Below are 465 nucleotides of genomic sequence, written 5' to 3' on the forward strand. Positions count from 1 at the left end.
GACTACACGGGTATCTAATCCTGTTTGCTCCCCACGCTTTCGCACCTGAGCGTCAGTCTTCGTCCAGGGGGCCGCCTTCGCCACCGGTATTCCTCCAGATCTCTACGCATTTCACCGCTACACCTGGAATTCTACCCCCCTCTACGAGACTCAAGCCTGCCAGTTTCAAATGCAGTTCCCAGGTTAAGCCCGGGGATTTCACATCTGACTTAACAGACCGCCTGCGTGCGCTTTACGCCCAGTAATTCCGATTAACGCTTGCACCCTCCGTATTACCGCGGCTGCTGGCACGGAGTTAGCCGGTGCTTCTTCTGCGGGTAACGTCAATCGACGCGGTTATTAACCGCATCGCCTTCCTCCCCGCTGAAAGTACTTTACAACCCGAAGGCCTTCTTCATACACGCGGCATGGCTGCATCAGGCTTGCGCCCATTGTGCAATATTCCCCACTGCTGCCCCCCGTAGG

At 56.3% G+C, this 465-nt stretch carries 1 rRNA gene; it reads right to left on the minus strand.

The features are described from left to right. A 16S ribosomal RNA gene (locus tag AADR41_RS42370) occupies positions 1-465 on the minus strand; the annotation flags it as partial.

Source organism: Streptomyces sp. CLV115, from assembly GCF_038448545.1.
In the GTDB taxonomy this organism is placed as follows: Bacteria; Actinomycetota; Actinomycetes; order Streptomycetales; family Streptomycetaceae; genus Streptomyces; species Streptomyces sanglieri.